General features: G+C 50.1%; 4 protein-coding genes and 1 pseudogene. All 5 read right to left on the bottom strand.

All coding sequences use genetic code 11. The features are described 5' to 3' along the window. Positions 1-100: 100 nt before the first annotated feature. The 5 genes and pseudogenes from A7985_RS21675 to A7985_RS21690 all read right to left on the bottom strand — a co-directional run bounded on the left by A7985_RS21675 (position 101) and on the right by A7985_RS21690 (position 22,221). On the bottom strand, positions 101-11,056 hold the full coding sequence (locus A7985_RS21675; RefSeq protein ID WP_141685411.1) for an amino acid adenylation domain-containing protein: 10,956 nt from the start codon (positions 11,054-11,056) through the stop codon (positions 101-103). Further along, positions 10,990-12,261: a condensation domain-containing protein gene (locus tag A7985_RS21680; protein ID WP_065792537.1), complete on the bottom strand. Its 1,272-nt coding sequence runs from the start codon at positions 12,259-12,261 to the stop codon at positions 10,990-10,992. The genes A7985_RS21675 and A7985_RS21680 overlap by 67 nt, the downstream gene beginning before the upstream one ends. 329 nt (positions 12,262-12,590) lie before the next feature. Next, on the bottom strand, positions 12,591-15,362 hold the full coding sequence (locus tag A7985_RS21685; RefSeq protein WP_441844655.1) for an SDR family NAD(P)-dependent oxidoreductase: 2,772 nt from the start codon (positions 15,360-15,362) through the stop codon (positions 12,591-12,593). 35 nt (positions 15,363-15,397) lie between these two features. Further along, positions 15,398-16,963, bottom strand: a pseudogene (locus tag A7985_RS27005) (ketoacyl-synthetase C-terminal extension domain-containing protein); the annotation flags it as partial. A 2-nt stretch (positions 16,964-16,965) separates the two neighbouring features. Beyond that, entirely contained in the window at positions 16,966-22,221 is a 5,256-nt protein-coding gene (locus A7985_RS21690; RefSeq protein WP_065792538.1) for a non-ribosomal peptide synthetase, read from the bottom strand. Positions 22,222-22,361: the final 140 nt, after the last annotated feature.

Below are 22,361 nucleotides of genomic sequence, written 5' to 3' on the forward strand. Positions count from 1 at the left end.
CACGCAAGAATGTAGCTTTACCCGCCAAGCTGCTGGCAAGAAAATGAAAAAGCCAAGATCACATAGCGACCTTGGCTTTGGGTTAACATTAAAAATCAGCTTACTTTTTTAATTTACCAAACTTGGCAGACTTGCGTTTTTTAGCGCCACTACTGCGCTTGGGTTTTGGCAAGGCTTGCTCAGGATGGGCTGCCAAGGTATCCAACAGGCTCAACCACTGAGTGACCAAAGTCGTCATTTTATCTTTCAGGTAGAGATCTGTTTTAAATACCAGATTGCCACTGAGTCCAGACTCACTTGGCTCAATGAATATGCCTGAGTCAAACTTACTGCTCACTTCACCACTTGGCAGCTCTGTGATTTCCATACCTTCAACAGGCCAGCGTGGTTGCGGTGTATTTTGCATCACAAACAACTGCTGGAAGATTGGCGAGGTACCCGCTTGGCGCGGCGTATCCACCAATTGCATGATGCGCTCCAGCGTTAGCAGCTGGTGATCTTGCACCGCCAAAAATTGCTGTTGAACCTGCTTTGCCAAACTGATAAGGCAATCATCTGCACTGACTTTAATACGCAGTGGCATCACCTTGATGAAATAGCCAATTAATGGCTCCAGCGAAAGCGTTTCTCTACCTGCCATGGGTGTGCCAACCACTAAGTCTTGCTGCCCCGTTTGCTGGCTCAAAAATGCCATATAACTGGCTTTTAACAATGCAAATAAGGAAACCTGATGCGCCTCGCTCAATGCTTGCAACTGCGTTGCCGTGTCGGCATGGATGTCAAAGTGCATCTGCTCGCCTTGGCTGCTCGGTTTCTCAGGGCGTGGGAAGTGCAGTGGTAACGTGGTGACCTGCGGTGCCGACTCAAGCTGTTGCTGCCAGAATGAGGAGTTTTGGGGCCCCTCTTCGGATGCTAAGCGCGCGTTTTGCCAGTGCGCATAGTCCGTATACTGCACATCTAACGGTACCATCGCTTCAACCAAACTGTGGTCACCGCGCTGCTCAGCATAAAAGACACCGAGTTCGTGTACCAAGTTGGCAATCGACCAGCCATCACTGACGATGTGATGCATACTCACCAATAATTGATAACTATCAGCGCCCAGTTGCAGCACTTTAGCGCGCATTAGTGGTGCGGTATTTAAATCAAAACCCAGCTGCTCAAAGTCGCGGCGCATTTGCATGGCCGCTTGCGCACATTCTACCTGCTCAATCGCAATGTCAACATGTACATTTTCAAGCACTTCACTGCGCGGCTCGCCCTCAACATTCACAAAGCGAGTACGCAGCACCTCATGGCGAACAAGTAGCTGGTTAAATGCCAGCTCAAGAGCCTGAATCTCTAATTTACCACGTAGAGATACGCCCCCCGCGATGTTATACGCCGCTTTATCCGCAGCATCACTCATTCGGTCTGTTAGCCACAAACTTTGCTGCGCCGCTGACACTGGCATCAACTCCGTGCGTGCGACTGGCACCAGTGCTAAACGGGTAGGCCCCTGCTCAGACTGCGAAGTTAACTGGGCCAAAGCCGCCAAATCTGGTGCGCTGAAGATATCTTTCACTGCGATACCGTACTCGCCGAGTTCATTGATACGTGGTACCAAGCGCAGTGCCGTTATCGAATCTCCCCCAAGGGCAAAGAAGTTGTCGTGACGTCCCACCTGTTCAACCTGCAATAACGACTGCCAAACTTGCGCAATTTGCAGCTCGAGTTCGCCTTGTGGCGCAACATAGTCGCTGGCGTTATCCGCCAAGTCCACCTCAGGCAAGCGTTTACGGTCCACCTTACCATTTTGGTTAAGTGGCAGCTGTGCCATGATTTCAATGGCTTGCGGTATCATGTACTCGGGCAAGATTTCACGCAGTTGCGCCTGCACGTCATGCGCACTGAGTTTAGTGACCGCATACGCCACTAAAACAGGCTGTGCCTTGGTGTTTTGAACCGCAACAATGGCTTGCTCTACACCAGCGAGTGCACTGAATTGCGCTTCGATTTCACCCAACTCAATACGATGACCACGTATTTTGATCTGATCATCCACACGACCAAGATATTCTAATTGGTCGTCTTCGTTCCAACGCACCAAATCACCCGTACGGTACAAACGTCCGCCTTGGTCGCCAAATGGGTTGGCCACAAAGCGCTCGGCCGTTAATTCTGGCTGGCCAACGTAACCCTCGGCAAGACAACTGCCACCGATATACAGCTCACCAGTTGCGCCTTTTGGCAGCAGATTAAGAGCCTCGTCCAACACGTAAACTTGGCGGTTACCCACAGGCAACCCGATCGGAACGTAGCGACCAGCCACTTGTGACTGTGCATCGCCTATCCACAACGTTGGGGTTACGACTGCTTCGGTTGGACCATAAGCATTGACAAACTGTGCCTGAGGCAGGCTTTGCTGTGCTAACTTAAAGTCCCCCTGGTGCCAGCCTTCGCCGCCAACGATACACAAACGCACCGAGTTCAATGTTGATACATGACGTAAATACGCTGGCGGCAGGTCCACAACAGTAACACCCGATGTGGCGGCGTATTCAACCAATGCATCGGGACTGAGTGCCTTGGGGTCCACCACACTCAGTTGCGCACCGCTCAAAAGCGGCATAAGTAACTGTTCTAGCGCGGCGTCAAAGCCCATCGAAGCAAATAATAACGCATGATCATGATGCTGATACTGGTAGGTCTGCTGCATCGCGTGGCAATGATCTGCCAAGGCTTGATGAGACACGCCCACTCCTTTTGGTAGCCCCGTCGAACCGGAAGTAAAGATCATATACGCCAGCTGCAGAGGTTGAATCACTTGATTTAGTGGAGTAGCAGGATAGTCAGCCACTAAGCCGTCCTCTAGGCGCTGAATCTGAGTACCTTGCAACTGGGTATTCGTGTCATCACTGAGCACCAGACTTGCGCCACTTTGTTGGATAATAAAGTGCTGACGTTCGATGGGTAGGCTCGGATCAACTGGCACATAGGTCGCACCTGATTTTAGTACTGCCAGCGCAGCAACGACCATGTCCGTGCCACGCGCGAAGCGTACCGCTACCACTGTATGTTGCTGTGCGCAAAGATAATGTGCCACACGGTTGCTCTGCACAGTCAATTGCTGGTAATTGAGCTCAGTGTCCGCAAATTTCAACGCGATATGGTGCGGATACTGCGTCGCAATTTCGCCCAGTTGCGCTGTCACTAATGGGGCTGGTGGATGCGCTTGACCTTGACCAAGCACATGTAATTGCGCTTGCGTTGCATCAGGAAGTAATTGCAAGTCTGCAACGCGCTGAGCCTGTGCGTTCACTAAAGCGGTTAATAGTGTGCCAAGCGCGCTTGCCAGCTCTACACGACGCGCTTTACTGAAGCGTTCTTTGGCAAATTCAAATTCAATATTCGTCAGGCCATGGCTGTCTTCATAACAGTTTAGTACGAGTTCAAACTGCGCTTCGCTGGCATCAATGGTCACTGGGCTCACATCCAGATCGGGTAATTTAAGCAGAGCATCGCCGTCCACACGCTGGTGGTTAATCATCACTTGAAATAACGGTTGTGCGAGATCTCGGTCTAGATCTAAGCTGTCTAACAGCTGCTCAAAGGGTAAATCTTGGTGCGCTTGTGCGCCTAACATATGGGTTTTGACCTGCGCGAGCACTTCACTCAATAACGTATCACCGCTTATTTGCGTGGTGATCACTTGGGTATTAACGAAAAAGCCCACTAAAGATTCAGTACCTGCGGTATGGCGATTGGCGATTGGCATCCCAACGCGGATCGTAGACTGGCCACTGTAGCGATGCAGTAACACCTTGAGCGCAGCCATCAAGACATTAAATAAGCTCGTATTATTCGCTTTAGCAAAGTCCACTAAAGCCGCTTTTAATTGCGCATCAAGCTGCACTTGCTCCGTTATGGCTTGATAAGTACTTTGCTCAGAATTTAAATCACTGGGCAGGCGCAGTGCGGATAAGTCATCCCCGATGACGCCATGCCAATAAGCTAACTGCTGGGCTTTCACCTCGTCATTCAACCATGCGCGTTGCCACTTGGCGTAATCGCTGTAACGTATTTTTGCGGTGTCAGCCAAGAGCAATGCGCTCGCCTGTGCTTGACCATACGCCTTGGCAAAATCATTAATAATGATCTGTAGTGACCACGCATCGGAGATAATATGGTGCATAACGACCACCAGCTCATGGCGCGTGTCACTGTGCTTGATAAGCCCGACTCTAAACAGGTTGCCCTCAGTCAATACAAACGGCTGAGCGACAAAGTTTGCTCGCCACGTGCGACTCTCTGCGCCCTCGGATGCATCAAACTCTTGATAAATACACGCACTTTCAGTGGCAATATACTGAGATACCTGCGCATCTCGGTCTTCCACATACACAGTGCGCAGCGCATCATGACTGTTTTTGACGTAATCCAATGCCTGCTGCAATGCGTGGGTGTTGAGCTCTCCATCCAACATCAACGCGCCCTTAATATGATATGCACTACTCTGAGGCGAGAGCTTCCATAAGAACCACTGACGTTGTTCGGCAAACGATAACCCAGTGTAAGTGTCAGCATCACGTGCCAGCGCTACGCGATTAGTTGCGCTGTTGCCATCAATCAGTGAAGCCAATTGCGCGAGATCTTCAGTGCTAAATAGCTGCGCAATTTCAAAGTTTAACCCATTGCTCTGGCTTTGACTGGCAACACTCAATGCCTTGATTGAATCTCCCCCAAGGGCAAAGAAATTATCACCACGGCCAACTTTTTCTGCACCTAATACAGACTGCCAAATGGCTGCAAGGCGTAACTCCGTCTCGGTTTGTGGCGCTTCAAATGCTTGGTCAGCTTGCCACTGCGGTTTTGGCAGCGCTTTGCGGTCAATCTTGCCATTGCTGTTATGTGGCATATCGTCCAGTGCAATAACCAGTGCTGGCACCATGTAATCCGGTAACCACTGCGCAATGTGGTTTTTTAGTTCGTCACCATTTAGCGCTGCGCCCGACACATAGCCAACCAATTGTGTGCTGCTAGTGCTGTTGTCATCCACCACCACGGCTTCAACGACGCCATCACAGCGATAGAGCTGCGCTTCAATGTCACCGAGCTCGATACGGTAACCACGGATCTTCACCTGATGGTCGGAACGACCTAAATACTCAAGCTGACCGTGTTCATTCCAACGCACGAGGTCTCCGGTGCGATATAAACGGCTACCATCCGTTGCAAACGGGTTGGCCACAAAGCGCTCGGCGCTGAGTTCAGGTCGCGCTAAATAACCACGAGCCAAGCCCGCGCCTGCAATGTAAAGTTCCCCAGCGACACCGTGTGGGCATAGGTTTAGCTGGTTATCGAGCACGTACAACTGGGTATTTAACGTTGCAGCGCCAAGGTGTACTGGCGGTTGCGTAACCCGATAACAACTCGACCAAATGGTTGTTTCGGTTGGCCCATACATGTTCCAAAGTTCAACACCCGTTGCGGTTAAATCAGCCACAAGTTCCGCAGGCAGCGCTTCGCCACCACACAATGCCAATTTGCCAACCACGTCGGTCAGTAAATTAAGCGCCAACAGGCTGCGCCACCCCGCAGGAGTCGCTTGCAGTAGGTCTTGCTGTGCTAATAATTCAGGCGTGAGTGTCGTGGCATTATTGGCAACGGTCACGGCACCACCGCTTATCAGCGGCAAGTAAATTTCTAGTCCGGAAATATCAAACGACAAGGAAGTCAGTGCCAGTGCATTGACCGCCTCAGATAACCCCAATTGTTGCTGCATGCCCAACAAGAAATTGAGTAGGTTACCATGGCTTATCGCCACACCTTTGGGTAATCCGGTAGAGCCTGAGGTGTACAGGGTATACACCAGTTGTGCATGATGACGTGCTTTGACTGGCGTGCTGTCTGAATAATTATCTAGTGCAATTTCTGAGACATTTAAACACCTGACTGAATTGCCAAACGTTGCAGCCGTATTGGTCAAGACAAGCGTTGCACCGCTGTGTTCACAAATATAATCGCGACGCGCTTCTGGCAGCTCCAAAGCAATTGGAACATACACGCCGCCCGCCTTGCCTATGGCGAGCATCGCCACAATCATATCAAGGCCGCGAGTCATGCTTATGGCGACGGGCATTTCGATATCTACCCCCGCTTGAATGAGCACCTGCGCCAATTGATTCGCGCGGCGGTTCAGCTCTTCATAGTTAAGTGATTCGCCTTGCTCGTTGCGCACCGCTATCATGTGTGGTGATTGCTGTGCCTGCGTTTCGAATAGGGCCAATGCATCAAAGTCAGGCAGCGCCTCGCTGTGCCCCTGACCCAACTGGTTAAGTACAGCTTGCGCCTGTTTATCTAACAACTGGATCTGGCCAAGCGGTTGATCTACTTGCGTTTGCACTGTCTCTAATAGCAACGCTAAGTTATTGGCACATTGCGCCACCAACTCCGCACTAAGCTGCCAGCTCTGATAAGCAAAGTTAATGGTTAAACCTTGTGCTGTCTCGACAAACACGGTCAGCGGGTAATTGGTTTCTTCACGGTTTTCAACTAAATTAAAGCGCGCGCCGCCTAATTCTGAGGCACCCAAAGTATCCGAGATTGGGTAGTTTTCGAAAATCAGTAAACTGTCAAACAAGCCTTGCTGGTTAAAGTCCACTTGCCCTTCAGCCAGTTTTTGAATTTGATACAAAGGCGTGTGTTCAAACTCTCGACTTGCCATACTGTCTTGCTGGCGAGCTTTGAGCCATTGCCCCACTGTCAGTTCATCGTCTAGCGTGCTGATCACCGGCAAGGTATTAATAAATAGACCCACAGTGCGATCGCTACCAACCAAGTCTGCAGGGCGGCCAGATGTCGTCGCGCCAAAGCAAACCGCTGACTTGTTCAGCATACGCCCTAATAACAACGACCAAGCACCTTGTAAAACGGTATTCACCGTGAGCTGTTGTTGTTGTGCAAAGCGTTGTAATTGCGCGGCTTGTTGCTCGCTTAATTGCAACGTATGCTGCGCGTAGCCCTGCGACTCGTCCAAGCGTTCACGTACTTGCAACTGCGTTAAATAAGAGGCATCACCCAGTTGTTCAAGGCGACTTTGCCAGTAACTGTCTCCCGCGGCGTCATCTTGGTTCGTCAAATACGCTAAGTAATCTTTAAACTGACCCCCAGGTGCCGGTAATGTTTGCGCTTGGTAAGCGGCCATGACTTCAGCCAACACCGCCGTGCTACTCCAACCATCTAGCAGCATATGGTGATAGGTCCAAATAAAGTGATGCTGTGCTGGCGCTTGCTGAACTAAGGTGAAAGACATCAGCCCCACTTGCTCTGTAACTGCAAACCCTTTATCAAGCAGTGACTTGGCAAGGGTATGTGTCGATTGTGCTGGTTCACTTTGCCAATCAAGCTCGGTAAATACAATCTGGTGGCCTTCAACCACATACTGAAGTGGCTGCATTGCCGCCGACATAAAGCCACTGCGCAATGCCTCATGACGATCAACAACCAGTTGCCAAGCCGCTTTAAAGCGCGACACATCAAGACCACTAATATCCAATCTCAGCTGATTGAGATACGCGGCACTTTGCTCCACCATGGTGTGGAACATCATACCCTGCTGCATGGGTGAAAGAGGATAAATACTGGTAACGTCCTGCTGTGAGATAGGCAATGCATCCAGCTCTGCTTGAGACAAGGCAAGCAGTGGCACATCAGCAGGCGTTAAGCGTACGTTGGCTTCGAGACAATGCGCAATAATATCGCCAAACGCTCGTTCAAGCAATTGGGCAAACTCGGCCATATCAGCCTGTAGCAAGCATGCGCTGCTGTAGGTCACGGCCAATTGCAACTGGCCATTTTGGATACCACCATTGATGGCAATGTCTGCACTGAGTGGGTTTTCAGGGGCGATACTACGGCCAACACCCTCGGTGCTCATTTGCCATTGCGCCAATTGCGCATTGCCATTGGCATCGAGCTGACCTAAATAATTAAACTCTATTTGTGGTTTGCGCGTGCTACAAAGCGCTTGCTTTTGCGTCTCGTTGCCAAAATATTTAAAAGCACCGTAACCGATGCCTTTATTCGGCAGTGCACGTAAACGCTCTTTGGTATGAATAATGGTCTGTGCAATATCCGTAAAACTAACCAACTTAACGGGGTATAGAGACGTAAACCAGCCTAACGTGCGACTTAAATCTAGTTGTGACTGCCACGGCTCACGACCATGCCCTTCAAGGAATACCTGCGCGTCATCAGCCCCCGTCCATTGCTTCAAGGCCACACTTAACCCCGCCAATAGTAGCTCATCAATGTGTGTGCGATAAGGACGCTGCGCCTGCGTTAATAGGGAGTGTGTCTGTGACTCGCTGAGTGTGATATTGAGTGTTTGTGCACGGTCCATGGTGTCATCACCATCAGCAACAAAATTCGGTAAATCTAGCGCATCGCTATGCTGCGATTGCCAAATTGCAAATTCGTCTTCGTGGGCGCTGGGGTATGTTTGTAATTGCTGTGCCCAGTATTGATAGCTGTGGCTCTTGGCTGCAAACGTCACCGCTTTACCAGCTGCTGCCTGCGCAATCCCCTGTAATAAATCATCCACCAAAATACGCCAAGATACCCCGTCAATGACCAGATGGTGGGCAATTAACAGCAACTGCTGGCGGGTTTCACTATGCACATAGACAACGCGCAGTGAATCACCACGCATGATGTTTAAACTCGCTTGTGCTTGCTCCGCCAATTGCAAACAGTAGCTGTCAAACGCTTGCTCGGTGGTCGACTGATACCACACCACTTCACGGTAATCCGCTTCATCATAGTCACGATAAGATTGTAGCCATTCGCCCTGCTGCTGATATTGCAACCGCAAAGCGTCATGGTGTTCAATAAGAGCCTGCACGCTTTCTGTTAGCGCAGCTAATCCTATGCTTGCTGGCGGTGTTAGGCGGATCGCTTGGTTCCAGTGATTAACGTGTTTGGGCTGCCTTGCAAAATATGTTTGCTGAATGGGTAACAAGGGCACTTCGCCACTCACATTCTGCGGGATCTTATCCGCGTCACTTAATTCACTCAGTTCTTTGGCCAATTGCGCAATGGTTGGCGCTTCAAACACCTGCTTGGCACTCAAGGCAAATCCATGCTGGCGCATTGCAGCCACAATTTGTAAACTCAGAATCGAGTCACCGCCTAGGGCAAAAAAGTTATCATCACGACCGATTTGACTGTGACCAAGGACCTGCTGCCAAGCTTGACACAGCAACTCTTCGCGCTCACCTTGCGGTGCTTGATAGGCAGTTTGATTTGGCAGACTAGGTTCAGGTAGCGCTTTGCGATCCACTTTACCGTTACTGCTCAGTGGTAAAGCATCCAGTACCCTAATCGAACTCGGTACCATGTAATCCGGCAGCGCATCACTGAGTCCTTGATGTAACAGGCTTTCATCTAATGATTCGCCACTCACATAGGCGGCTAGACGCGCGCCACCATTGGGCCCAGAGATGGCCACAACCACCGCTTCTTTTACGCCCGGCTGGGCAAATAACTGGGTTTCGATTTCACCCAACTCAATGCGTAAACCTCGGATCTTAACTTGATGGTCGGTTCGCCCTAAATATTCGAGCTCACCCAATTCACTCCAGCGCACCAGATCTCCACTGCGATACAAGCGGCTACCGTCATTGGCAAATGGGTTTGCCACAAAACGCTCAGCACTCAGATCTGGACGATTAGCATAACCTCGCGCAAGGCCAATTCCACCAATATATAACTCACCCACGGCACCAATCGGGCTGAGATTTAACTGTTGATCGAGCACCCACAACTCACAACCCGCTACCGGTTTACCGATGGGGACAGCCTTATCGGTGCGACCATCACATTCGTAATAGCTGACGTCGATGGCCGCTTCTGTCGGGCCATATAAGTTGTGGATCTCAAGCGCTGGTAGCAACTTCAAAGTGTCTGCTTGCAGGGCCGCAGGCAGCGCTTCACCACTACAAATAATGTGTTTAATACTGTCACATTGCTGCGCCAAAGGCTCACTGATAAAGGCCTGTAACATCGAAGGGACAAAGTGCAGCAAAGTCACCTGCTGTGCTTGTATAAGCGCGGCCAAATCACGCGGCTCTTTGTGGATCTCTGGTTCCGCCACAACCAAGGTTGCACCACGCATCAATGGCCAGAAAAACTCCCAAACAGACACATCAAACCCATAAGGCGTTTTTTGCAAGACACGATCTGTTGCGTCAATTGGGTAAGCTTGGTCCTGCCAGCTAATGCGGTTATAAAGAGCATGGTGGTTATTGACCACCCCTTTGGGTTTGCCCGTTGAGCCCGACGTGTAAATCGCATACGCGGCCTGCGCGGGCAAGATAGTTACATTTGGATAGTCATCATTTTGCTCAGCAAGCGCCGCTTCAAGCGCCGCCCACATATAATAAGGTACCGAAAACCCACTGTTTTCGCGATTGCCCAGTACCAGTTTGAAGGTGCTATTTTGTGCGATATATTCAACCCGATCGGCCGGTAAATTAGGGTCAAGGGGCACATACGCCGCGCCACTTTTCATCACCCCAATCAACGCTATCACCATCTCGAAACTGCGGTCGAAATACACGCCTACTTGGTCTTCAGCGCCAACACCTTGGGCAATCAACCAGTTTGCCAACTGATTGGTGCGCTGTTCAAACTCTCCATAACTCAGGTGCTCACCGGCGAATATCAGGGCACTGTGCTGCGGTGTTTGCTTGGCTTGTTCACTGATGATATCGGCAATGGACCGTTGCCATGGAAATGCCTCCGCACCTTTGGAAAATGCTTCTAGGCACTGTTGACGCTGCTGCGGATACCAATCTAAGTATTGCAACGGCGACTGAGGGTTGTTCGCCACCGCAGACAATAAAGCTGCGAGTTCATCTAAACAGTGTTCGGCAAAGGCTTCGCTGTAAAGTGTGTTGGCGAAGTATAAATGTAGTGTGGTATCCCCCGTGACTTCTTCAATCACATCTAATTGCAAATCAAACGGCATCGAAAAGCGCAGCGCTTGGGTATCTTTGAGTGATACGCCTTGCAAGCATCCATGGCACCTTTATCACGTTTCAAGTAGTTAAACATGACCTGAAAAAGTGGGTGACTGCCAGTGCTACGCTCAGGTTTAATGGCATCCAAAAGGTGCTCAAACGGCAAGTCTTGATTAGCCTGTGCAAATTGTGAAAACGCTTTGGCTTTTTCCAACAGTGAAGCAAAACAGTCCTCTGGCGCAACCTCTAGTCGCACCACTTGGGTATTAATAAAAAAGCCGATGAGACCATGGGTTTGTGCATGGTGGCGATTGGCAATTGGGACCCCTACTTTGACATCGTTTTGGTCACTATAACGGTGTAATAGATACTGAAAGGCGCTCAGTAACACCAAATATGGTGTCACTTGATGCTGCTTGGTCAGCCCTTGCACTTGTTGCCACAATGCGTTTGGCAACGCCAAGGACTGCGTACTAATTGGGTAGTTACCCCCTTGTCTCGCCAAGCTATTCGCAGGCAAGCGCAGTGGTTCAAAATCATCCCCAAGTGCGCCTTGCCAGTCCGTTAATTGCTTGGCCAATAACTCTGAATGGTCTTGCTTGGCCAACCATAATGCATAATCTAAATAGTCAGCTTTAGATTCAATTGCTGGTAAATCTTGCTGAGATTGCAGCAGCGCATACGCTTGAATAAATTCATTAAATAACTGCTGCATCGATGTGCCATCAGTGACGATATGATGCATCACCACCAGCAAGGTACACTCGCCTTGGGCTTCTAATAAGGCCACCCGTAGCAAAGGCTCAGCCGTTAAATCAAAGGGTTTGTCTGCAATTTCAAACGCCTGCTGCGCTATATCACTTTGCATTGGTATATCGATAAAGGTAAATGCATTGTCGTTTTGCAATTGCTGTACGGTGGTGCCTGCTTCTTCACTGAAACGGCTATTCAAGATCCCGTGTTTCGCAACCAAGTGCGCAAAGCCAGCTTGCACCCACGCCTTGTTCAGTTGCCCCTGAAACGTCAGCGTGCCCGCCAAGTTATAGACGCTGTCTTGTGGGTCCAATTGCCACGCAGTCCAAAGACGTTGCTGGGCGGGCGTTAAAGGCACTTTGGCCGTTCTATCTTGACGCACTGCCAACTGATTTTGTTGCGCTCTGGCCTGACTGTCAGCCAATTTGGCTTTAAGTTTTAGCTGTTGTTCTTCAGTTAATGCGCCACCGCGCTCGCGTCTTCTTCTGCGCTTTTGCTCGCTCATGCTGATTCCACCTGGATCTCGATTATTATGCACTGCTAATCTGGTTGAGTGAGTGAAATGGAGTTCAACGTTTCTCCGTTCCACCACATCGCAATTATTTGGCATTCTCTACCTACTGGCAGACACAAAACTACGCGGCCTACATGAAAGTAAGGTGCTGTTTTAATTTGTTTAAATGAGTTTTATGACTGAGTTTTGTACATCGTTTATTATTTTGATGTGTTGGTAAATTTGCCCTTGATGCCAGCTAGACGTTGGGAAATGAAAAAAATAAAGCCGAGGCCGCCATGGCCTCCAAAAAATTCAATGATAGGGTAGAAAGGGCGGCGTTACTCGTTCAGTAACTGCTCTTCAATTAGGAAGGTCAGGTTATCTAGATTCGGATCTTCAAAGAAAGTTGCCGGTTCAACTTCAACTGCGAACTGCTGCTTCACTTTTGCCAGCATTTGAATTGCTATCAGTGAGTCACCACCAAGCTCAAACAAGTTATCGAAAATACCGATTTCGTCAAAGCCCAAGAATTCACTCCAAATTGCAGCCAACTGCAATTCGAGTTCACTCTCTGGCGCTTCAAACTCCGTGTCTAGATCGGGTCGCTTGTGGCCTTTTGGTGCCGGCGATTTAGCCTGCATCAAGCGCTCAGTTAGCTCAGCCACTTTGTCCGCACGCGCTTGCCAAGACAAGCTTGCAGCGTACAACTGCGGTGCTTGAGATTGACCAATACCCGCAAGCAAAGTTCGTGCAGCGGCTTCATCAATACCAAACTCTTCACCCACACTGTGCCCAGCAGCCATACCAATATTTGCCCATGCATCCCAGTTAACCGACTGTACCAAGAAAGGCTGTGGCTGCATGGCCACCGCATCTAAATAGCTATTGGCCGCGCAATAATCACTTTGACCCAGTGCACCCAGTACCGAAGCCAATGACGAACATAGGATCATGCGCTCAAGTTGATGAGATTTAAACGCAGCCAAGAGGTTATCAGTACCTCGGGTTTTCGCAGCCATACTTTGTGCCGCCTGCTCTGCGTTAACCTGCGCCAACATCCCCCCACCTGGCAGGCCCGCCGCATGGATCACTTGAGTAACTCGTCCCAATGATTGCTCAGCGTGACTAATGGCCACATTTAAGCTCGCAATGTCTAATACATCTGCCTGCACGACCGCGATACGTGCACCAGCACCTTGCAATGCTTGTAGTGCGCTTAATTGGCCCACCAACTTAGCGTCACTGGCCTCATCCGCAATCAAAGCAGACCATTGTTCGCTTGCAGGCAGCGCGCTTCGGGTTTGTAATACCAAGGCATGACCTTGGGCAGCTAAAAGCTTGGCAAGGACTAAACCGACGCCACCTAAACCACCGGTAATAAAGGTTACAGCGGATGACGATGCTGCATTTTCCTGCGCCGCGATTGCAGGTAAAGCTTGCTGCGTCAGTACAAAACGCTGGCGACCACGATAGGCGATTTCTTGCACATCGATTGCCATATCAGCCACTAATTGATTGGCAAATTGCAATTGGCTGCTATCGCGATGGGTGTGTGATACTTCACGCAACTGACAGTGAATTGTCGTTTGTTCCATAGCGACAACACGTGTCATACCAAGGGCGGTGGCTTTTTCGGCAGAGACCGTTTCATCACCCAAGACGCTAAACAACTCACTTGCCACCACAGTCCAATGAATTTGACCTTGCCCTAGTAACCACTTCGACAGTGGTAACAACAATTGATAGCCACAGGGGTGCTGATCCAATAGACGACAATCAACAATGCGCGTAAATCCGTCGATTTGCTCGTGAAGCATGCTTAATTGGCCCGCATCTTGGCAATCTAACCGATACTGATTTTGGTCAAGGGCAGAGAATGCATCGCCTTGCCAAACTTGGATAACCGTCGCGCCTTTTGCAGCCAGCGCAGAGCTTAATTTTGCTGTCAGCGGTGCATCCGAGGCAAGCAACACCACCTTTTGACCCTGTAAATCAATAGATGACAAGGCAGTACTAGGCTGTTGTTGCCAAATTGGCTCTAGTAACTCAGGGCCAGTATCTTCACTAACACCTGTGTTTGAAGCTTTAACCGTTTTGGCATCCACCCAAAACTCGGTCTTATCAAATTGATACGCCGGAAATGCCATTTCAGCGCCCGGTGCAACTTCACTCACTTGTGACCACTCGATTTGCACACCCAGCTGCCAAAGCTTTGCCAAGGTCTTCACAAAAGGAGGAATAGGCGCTTTGAGGTCGCGTGCATGTGCAATGGAATTAAGCACGGTCACGGTGTCAGATACCGATTGTTTGGCAAGCTTTTGCAACGTATCACCGGGGCCTGCCTCGACTAACACATCACAGCGCTGTGCTAGCGTGTTCACGCCCTCGACAAAGTTAACGGCTTGGCGGATATGATCCAGCCAATATTGCGTTGACGTTGCTTGCTCAGCAGTAATCCAAGTTCCCGAGAGGTTAGAGACGAAAGGCGTGCTAGGCGCATTTAACTGAACTTGCGCAAGAACCTCAGCAAATTCGTTGAGTACCGGTTCTGTCAGATGACTGTGGAATGCATGAGACACGTGTAAACGCGTCACACTGATATCGGCGGCTTTCAATTCTCCTTGCAGGGCTTTAATTGCTTCTTTGGTGCCCGCAACCACCGTATTGCTAGGGCTGTTGCATGCCGCAATATCTAACTGTTCATTCAAATAAGGTGTCAGGTTTTGCGCATCGCTCATCACCGAAAGCATCGCGCCCGGAGCCATGTTTTGTAGCGCCTCACCACGTGCCGTGACCAGCTTAACAGCCGTCTCTAAACTCATCACCCCACTCAAACAGGCCGCCACGTATTCACCAATACTGTGACCCAACATCGCCTCGATGTGAACACCGTGACTCTCGTAACATTTGGCCATAGCGTAGGCCACCACGAACAGGGCTGGTTGCGTCACTCGCGTTTGACCAAGCAACTGGTTAGCCGCCAATAACTCATCGTCATTTGGGGTAAACACGCGACGCAATTCATCCTGTAACTCTGTGTTGAATAACGCCGTCACGTCCTCAAAATGCGCCTTAAATGCGGGTACGTGTTTTAACAGCGGTTGTGCCATCGTCACGTATTGCGACCCTTGGCCTGAGAACATCAAGCCAATCTTATGATTGCTTGCCTTGTCACCACTGATATCGCGAACAAGGAGTTGCTGTGCTTGCTCAGCACTGTCCACCACAACCGCATGACGAATGGCTTGCGCCGTGCGACTATGTTGCAACTGTGCAGCAATCAGGGGGAGCTGCTCTGGCGATTGTTGGAGCTTAATTGCCAATGCCTGACGCTGTGCTTCCAACGCGGATTGACTATTGCCTGACAGCGGTAAAATGTGCCAAGGTGCAGCCTGATTGAACGCCACCTCAGGTGCAGCGTACTCTTCTAAAATGACATGGGCATTTGTGCCGCCCATACCCAATGAGCTGACCGCTGCACGGCGCACCGAGTCACTTTGCCAAGGCTTAAGTTCGGTATTCACGTAAAACGGACTATTGGAAAAGTCGATTTTGCTGTTCAACGGGCTGCTGTGCAAACTAGGAGGAAGCGTTTTATGGCGCAGGGCTTGGACGGCTTTGATAAGCCCAGTTACCCCTGCTGCCGAGTCCAAGTGACCAATGTTGGCCTTAATCGAACCAATGGCGATTTGCTGGTTGTCGCACGCCCCATATGCTCGGCTCAATGCCGCGATTTCAATAGGGTCGCCAAGCGTGGTGCCCGTACCGTGCGTTTCAATATATCCCACGAGCTCGGGTCAATGTCAGCAAACTCAAGGGCCGCTTCAATCGCGCCCGCCTGACCTGTCACACTCGGCGCCGTGTACCCGACTTTTTCTTTACCATCGTTGTTGATGGCAGAGCCTTTGATCACCGCAAGAATGTGGTCACCGTCTTCAATTGCCTCGTCGACGCGCTTGAGTACCACCGCGGCGCTGCCACTGCCAATCAAGATGCCATCGGCTTGCTCACCAAATGCGCTTAATTGACCTGAAGGGGACAAGCTGCCACCCGCTGGTGCATGGTAGCCTTGTGCATTATTCAGATTGAGCCAAACACCACCGGCAAGCGCCGAGTCACATTCGTAATTCTGCAAAGCCCGACACGCCATATGCACAGCCACGAGCGAGGTTGAACACGCCGTTTGCACCGTGACAGCAGGCCCCGTTAGGTCTAGCTCGTAGCTGACACGTGTCGCCAATGAGTCTTTATCGTTACCATTGGTAAGTGCCAACAAACTGGTGATATCTTGCTGACTATCTGTCAGCAGGTTTTGTAATAAATAAGCGGGGACGCCACATCCTGCAAACACCCCAGTAAAATTACTGCTATTGGTCGTGATGCCAGCATGCTCTAGGGCATGCCAACAGGTTTGCAAAAAGACCCGTTGCTGTGGGTCAAGTTGCGCCGCTTCTTTTGGCGTGTAACCAAAAAATGCCGCATCAAACTGCGCCATGCCCGTAAAAGGCACACCGCGTTTTACATAATCAGGGTGGGCCAAGTCATCTTCACTGACACCCGCAGCGTGCAACTCTGCATCCGTTAAATCTTTCACGGCGCACTTGCCATCTCGTACATTTTGCCACAGCGCATCAACGTTGTCGGCATCTGGGAAACGGCCCGCCATGCCCACAATGGCAATATCTAATTCGCTATACTTGTTTTCTGACATTGTTATGATTCTCTTGCTTTTCTTTTACGCGCGGCAATCGCGCCCATGCCGCGTTTTTGTTTCGCGCCACTTGGTTTATTCGAGGTAACAGGTGCTGCGTTTGCCTGTGCACTGCCCAGTAAAGTCGCCAAACTGGCTATACTTGGGTGCGCAAACAGCTCTGTCATTTGTAAATTGGGGTATTGCACTTTTAGCTCTTCATAAACAGCCATCAACAACAGCGAGTGACCGCCCACATCAAAGAAATTGGCATGACGGTCAACCTCTTGTGTCTTTAAGTGTTTTTGCCAAATTTCAGCAATGGCACGCTCCGTGTCATTTTCTGCCAATGAAACAGGCTGGGCGACACGCGCCACTTTTGGCAGCTGCTGACGCTCTAATTTGCCACTGGCATTGATGGGCAGTTTTTCCATTACGACGATGTCACCTGGCACCATATAAGCGGGCATACGTTCACCCAACGCGCGTTTTAACTTGTCGGCAAATGCTGGATCACTGAACTTGGGGCTTTGTATGTAGGCAATTAAACCGAGGCCATGACTCTGCTGCTCGGTGACGACCACCGCCGTGTCAACATCAGGTAGCTGACTGAACTGCTGTTCAATTTCACCCAGCTCGACTCTAAAGCCACGCACTTTCACTTGATGATCGTTACGGCCGTGATACATCAACTCGCCACCTTGCCAGCTGACTAAATCACCCGTGGCATACATACGTGCGCCGGTGTCGCTAAACGGGTCGGCGATAAAGCGGGTCGCGGTCATATCAGGCTGTGCCCAATAGCCACGGGCAAGAATGTCACCGCCTACATAGAGTTGGCCCACATGGCCATGAGGGACTATCTCAAGGTTGTCATCTAAAATATAAAGCCGACGACCAGCCAATGCGTGCCCAAGCGGCACGGACTGTTGCCCGTCATCACTGACATTCATGTCCTGACATGGATGGATAGCGGCTTCCACCACAATTTCGGTTGGTCCATAAGTGTTGAGCAATCTCACCTGAGCAAGCCCAGTGTTTTGCCAATCTTGGATCCCAGCGAGAGACATGGCTTCACCGCCCGAATGCACCTGCCTTAATTTAGGGAGGTTGAGCGGTGCTTGCTGTGCTTTTCGTGCCCAACTCGCACTGATACTACGCCAGTAAGCGGCGCTTAAATCCATCACGGCCACATGGTGTTTTTGTGCCTGTGCGTAGAGTGTGTCAGCATCCCACAGCGCATCACCACGCAACAGCACTGCCGCCCCAACCGCCCAAGTTGGGAACAGTTGCTCAACAAACGCATCAAAGTTGGCAGTAGCAAACTGCAACACAACATCATCCGCTTGTAGGTTGATAAAGCGTTTAGCTGACTCAATGTAGCGCGACAATGCGCCTAACTCGATGGCCACGCCTTTCGCTTTACCAGTCGAACCTGAGGTGTAATTTAAATACGCGGTTTGATTGTCGTGATAGTGCACCTCTGGCGATGCAGTTTTGAGGTGCTGCTCACTCAACAGAGTTTGAGGAGACAAGAGTGCACCTTCAAAGGTCACAGGCAATACCGCTTCATCACTTAAGATTGCGCCACACCCGCTGTCTTGCAGCATATGTTGTAATTTGTCTGCCGGGAATTGTTTATCTAGAGGCAAATAAGCCGCGCCTGCTTTTAAACACGCCAACGTACTTGCCAACATCAGCGGCTTTCTGTTTTGCATCACGCCGATGACAGATTCGGTGCCAAAACCATTGGCAATTAGCCCATGAGCCAAACGATTTGCAGTCTGCTCTAACCATTCAAAGCTATAGTGTTGGTCGTTATAAATCACGGCTGTGCGCGCTGGCGTTTGCGCTGCAATCTCGCTGATTGTGTGCAGCCAAGGTGTCGCAGGCAAATCAATGTCTTCGCCACGCCCTTGCTGAGCAGATTCAACTTGCTGTGTGTGCAGCGCAAAATTGCCAATGGCTTGCTTTGGTGCATTCACAATGCCACTCAACAGAGTATTAAAGGCACTTGCCACACGCGCAATATAGTCGGCGTCGTACAGGGCTGCGTTGTATTGGAATTCTAGCAATAAGGCGCCATCGTTTAATAACCGAGAGTCGATACTTAAATCAAACTGCGCTTGCTGTTGTAGCGCTGCAACCTGCTCAACCTCAACACCCGGTAATTCGAGCGCCTGCTGAACGTCTTGCTCTAGGTGATTGAACATGACTTGAAATAACGGGTTTTGTCCAAGACTACGATCTGGGTTCATCACCTCAACGAGTTTTTCGAACGGTAAATCCTGATTTTTTTGCGCCTCAATGGCGTGTGTTTTTGTAGACGACAACACCTCAATAAAGCTTTGCTCCGCTGACAGCGCGTTACGTTGTACCAGCGTGTTGATGAAAAAGCCCATCAGTGAATGTACTTGCGAAAAACGGCGATTCGCCACTGGCACACCAATTCGTGGGGTACGCTTACCAGAAAAGCGATAGAAGAATACTTGTAGGCTACTGAGCAATAGCATAAATAAGCTTGCGCCATGCTGATGTGCTAAGGCCTGTAATTGCTCAACCTGTTGATAAGATAGCTTTAAAACCTCGCTTTGCATAGGCGCTGGCATATCAGGTTGCCTTGGATGCTGAGGCGCAAGCAGCTCTTCGTCATCATTGGCCTGTAATTGTTGCTGCCAATAGGTTAATTGTGCTTGAGCCTCTGAGCTTGAAAGCCACTGCTGCTGCCAAGCCGCAAAGTCACCATAATTCACGGTATGGTCGGTGCTAGGTAAGGGCTGTGTGCCAACCAATGCCGCGTAATAACGGCTAATATCTGCCAAGACCAGATCGAAACTCCACGCATCACTGGCGATGTGGTGCATCACTAAAACCAGCTGCGTACGACTATCTGACAACTGAATCAGTGCGGCTCTAAAGTTATCACCGCGCTCTAATGCAAAGGGCTGCTTGTAGAAGGTTTCAAGCCATACTTTAGCTGCGGCGTCTGGATCTGCGCTGTCACTAAAATCGGCCTGTTGCCAATTGAGTGCTTGTGCGCTTAACTGTTGCTGCCACTGCCCTGACTCATCTTTGCCATAGGCGTGACGTAATATGCCCTGCTGCGCAAGGATATGTGCCACGGCGTGGTGCAAATACGTTGCATTGACCTCCCCTTTGAGTGTCAAGCTGGCACCGATGTGATAAGCACTACTCAATGGTTCTAACTGCCACAAAAATAGCTGTCTTTGTTGCTGAGCACTCAAAGGGTAAGCTGCTTGCTCTAACGCGGGGATAAACGTCTGTTCTTGGTTAGTTGCAATACTTTCGCGCACCAACTGGCAAAAGTCGCCAAATTTATGGGCGGCAAATACCGCCGTTGGCTCAATCTGACAGTTAAACGCTGCTTGTACCTTTGCCAACAGCAGAGCTGCTTTGATCGAGCTGCCACCCAAGGCAAAGAAGTCCGCGTTATCGCTATTGACTGGGTAGTGCAACACGCTTTGCCACAATGCAGCTAAACGTTGCGCCACCTCATCCCATGTGTGTTGGTCATCACCGCCATGACTCACTGCAAGCCGTTGCAATTGTGTCAGGTTAAATACCCCATAAGTTGCCAACTTCTCGGCTTGCAGTAACTTCATACACGCGCTGCGCTGCAATTTACCACTGGAGGTTTTGGGCAGTCCACCTTGGTCCAGTAACACCACAAGCTCTGGACAATTGCCAAATTGCGCAATAATAAAATCTCTGACAATCAATGCCGTTTGTTCAGCGGGCACGTCGTTGCGATATACATTGGCGGTTTCAATCGCCACACCAATGCCCTCACCGCTTTGCTCACTTGGGACAGGAAAAGCAGACACACGACCCTGACGCACAAAACTCAGTGCCCCTTCAATGGCACGCTCGATGTCTTGTGGATAGACGTTATGGCCATTCATGATAATCAGGTCTTTTTGACGACCAGATATAAACAACTGGCCACCGTGGATATAGCCCACATCGCCCGTTCTTAACCAGCGTTTCCCATCATGTTCCACAAAGGTTTCTTGAGTTGCTTGCTCATTGCGCCAGTAGCCTACCGCAATGCTTGGACCACTCGCCCAAATCTCACCAATATGACCCGGTGCCATCTCATCAAAACTGGTTGGGCAAGTAATACGCACTTGATGTTCACTGGCGACCACACCACACCCAACCTGGTGGGTATATTCGTCACTATCGCGCAAGTCTTTAGCGTGCTGCAATACCGCTTTACCCGCTGCCAACTCACGCGTATCAAACGCCTCAATCACTGCACCTTGCGATGGTATGCTACCGGTAACATATAGCGTGCCTTCGGCGAGGCCATAACATGGATAGAGCGCGGTTGGTTTAAACCCTTGCGGCGCATATTTTTGTGCAAAACTTAGTAAGGTATCGTGGCGAATAGGCTCAGCACCAGAGAAAAATACTCGTAAACTGCTCAAATCCAAATCCGCGACCTGCTTATCTTTCACGCGCTCAATACACAAACGATACGAAAAGTCAGGGCCGCCACTCATGGTGGCTTTGTATTCAGATATCAGTTGCAACCAGCGTGCTGGGCGCTCCATAAAGTACCTAGGCGAGCACAATACGAGTTTATAACCCGTATAAATCGGCTGCAGCAACCCACCAATTAACCCCATATCATGGAACAGAGGTAGCCAGCTCACGAGCACATCATCTTGGGTAATATTCATGCCCTCTGCAATGGCTTTTTCATTACCAAGTAAATTACCATGACTGACCATGACGCCTTTGGGCTTCGCAGTTGACCCTGACGTGTATTGTAAAAACGCGATTTCTTCAGACTTGGCTGAGTGGCGTTCGACTGTTTCATGTTGTTCACAGAACTCATCAATCACCAGCATTTTGCTGCCATCAACTTGCTCAACCAGCGCTTCCACGGTCGAGGTAAATCGTGCCGTGGTGAGCACCACAGCGGCTTCTGAATCTTCTGCAATACCGACCGTACGCGCAATATGCTGTGCTTTGGTTGACTCAGGTGGAAAACTTGGAATGGCCGTTACACCAAGGTACTGACATGCTAAAAAGCTCGTCACATACTCAATACCGGTGTCCATTAAGATCAGCGCTCTGTCGCCTGCCACCACGTGATTTTTCAAATGGCTGGCAACCATCAAGCTCTGAGCATATAGCTCCCCAAAGCTCCATGGCGTCTGTGCTTTTTTATCCACACAGACTAGCGCGATGTTGTCCGGCTGCTGCGCAGCGTGCCGCGCTAAGTGATCCATAATGGTGATGGCGGTCATGATTTACTCCATGAAAGTTATCTAGCAATTGCGCATGCTGAGTTTAATTTTGGCTATTTTTTGTCTGATTACGCCAAGCTGATGCGCTTGATTAAATGGGTGCTGCCCACGATTCGGATTTATGAAGTGAGGCGTTGAAA

The organism is Pseudoalteromonas luteoviolacea, from assembly GCF_001696455.1.
GTDB lineage: Bacteria > Pseudomonadota > Gammaproteobacteria > Enterobacterales > Alteromonadaceae > Pseudoalteromonas > Pseudoalteromonas luteoviolacea_C.